Raw genomic sequence first — 1,998 nt, 5'->3', positions numbered from 1 at the left:
AATGTTCCACCTTGCCTTTGTACTTATTTTTATTGGGGGTGCCATTACAAGATACATCAGTTTTGAGGGAACTATGCACATCAGAGAAGGAGAAACATCCAATGAGATCGTAACCGATAAAAACTTCTTTAAAATTCAGATCGAAGAGAAAGGAGATGTCCTTAATTATCAGGATATTCCTTACCTGATGTCTCCTCTGCATAAAGATTTTAAAGCAACCTATGATTTCCACGGAAAACAAATCAAAGTATTTGCAAAAGAATATGTTCAGAGAAAAAAAGACAGCTTAATTGCTGAACCAAATGGGACAGAATACCTTCACTTAGTATCTACAGGACAAACAGGAAGGCAGAATATTTACATCAAACCGGGAGAGACCAAATCTATCAACGGAACTTTGGTAACGTTTAACAGAGCGATTGAAGGCGCAGTTGAATTTAAAAACGAAGGCGGGAAAATATTCATTAAAACTCCCGTTGATGCCTCTTATATGACGATGGCCACTCAGGCTACCGGAAACACGAAAAAAGACGAATTCCAACCTTTGGTATTGAGGAGTTTATATACGATCAATGAACTGAAACTGGTTGTGCCTGAAGGTCTTAAAAAAGGAAGGTTATTGGCATTTGAAGGTGACAGAAAGAAAGATGCTAATGTTCCGGATATGCTGACTGTCGAAATTCAGGGCCCTAAAACAAAACAGCTGGTTGATCTTTCCGTAGAAAAAGGAAATCCGAACGCTTTTAAACAGGTGACGATGGACGGATTAAACATTATGGTTGGTTTCGGGCCAAAAATTTACAACACTCCTTTCGCATTAAAGCTGGATGACTTCGTGATGGAAACATATCCGGGAAGTTCTTCACCAAGTGCTTATGAAAGCCATGTGAAAATTATTGACGAAGGAAAACAGACGCCGTATAAAATCTATATGAACCACGTTCTTAATCATGGTGGATACCGTTTCTTCCAGGCAAGTTTTGATCCGGACAGAATGGGAACCGTATTATCTGTAAATCATGATTATTGGGGAACTTTAATTTCATACATCGGATATGGATTCTTATTTCTGGGAATGTTCGTGATTTTCTTCTGGAAAGGGTCCCACTTCTGGAAACTAAATAAAATGCTGACTGATGTTAACAAGAAAAGAGCAGCAACTGTAGTTTTGTTGCTTCTAAGTTTAGGATTAAGTGCTCAGAAAATTGAAACACACGGAACCACAGATGGCAGCAGAGAACATATTCATGTTGAAGGTGACGGTCACAATCATGCACCTGTTGCGGAAACACCTCAGGCGCAGGAAAGGCCAAAGCAGAATTCTTTGGCAGCTCCTTTAAGTAAAATGAGGATGATTTCACCTGATGAAATCATTGCCAGAAATAAAATCAGTAAAGAGCATGCTGATAAATTCGGGTATCTTTTGGTACAGAATTTTGAGGGAAGAATTGTACCTGTCAATACGGAAGCCTTGGATATTCTGAGGAAATTATACAAAAAAGACGAATTTAAAGGAACAGACGGAAAATCTCTTACAGCTAACCAATGGTTCCTTTCAATCAATACAGATACGCCAAGCTGGACGATGGTTCCGATCATCAAAGTAGGGACAAAAGGAGGTGATGAGCTGAAGAATAAAACAAAAGCCAATGATGAAGGCTATACTTCATTAATGAATCTTTTCCCGGCAGATGCCAACGGAAACCTTACCTATATTCTGGAAAACGATTATAATATAGCATTCCGTAAAAAGCCGGCTGAGCAAACCAATTATGATAAAGAGGTAATTTCTGTCAACGAAAGGGTACAGATTTTTAATGAGTTTTTCAGTGGACAGTTTATGAGAATTGTTCCGGTAAAGAATGATGCTAATCACACCTGGCATTCATGGCTGGATCAGAAATTCGAACCGGATATGGAATCTCAGCAAGTGATGGGGCCTTATTTCGCAGAAGTTTTAGCAGCACAACAATCCGGAAACTGGAGCAAAGCTGATAC

General features: G+C 39.1%; 1 protein-coding gene. It reads left to right on the top strand.

The window, feature by feature from the left end; translation table 11 throughout:
- Positions 1-1,998, top strand: a 1,998-nt coding sequence (locus tag ACGHIN_RS17145) for a cytochrome c biogenesis ResB family protein (protein WP_390456413.1), incomplete at both ends; no start/stop codon positions are given.

The sequence above is a fragment of the Chryseobacterium barbadense genome (assembly GCF_042849955.1).
In the GTDB taxonomy this organism is placed as follows: domain Bacteria; phylum Bacteroidota; class Bacteroidia; order Flavobacteriales; family Weeksellaceae; genus Chryseobacterium.
Note: the sequence above shows the minus strand (reverse complement) of the source record. Positions and strands in the feature narration are given on the sequence as shown.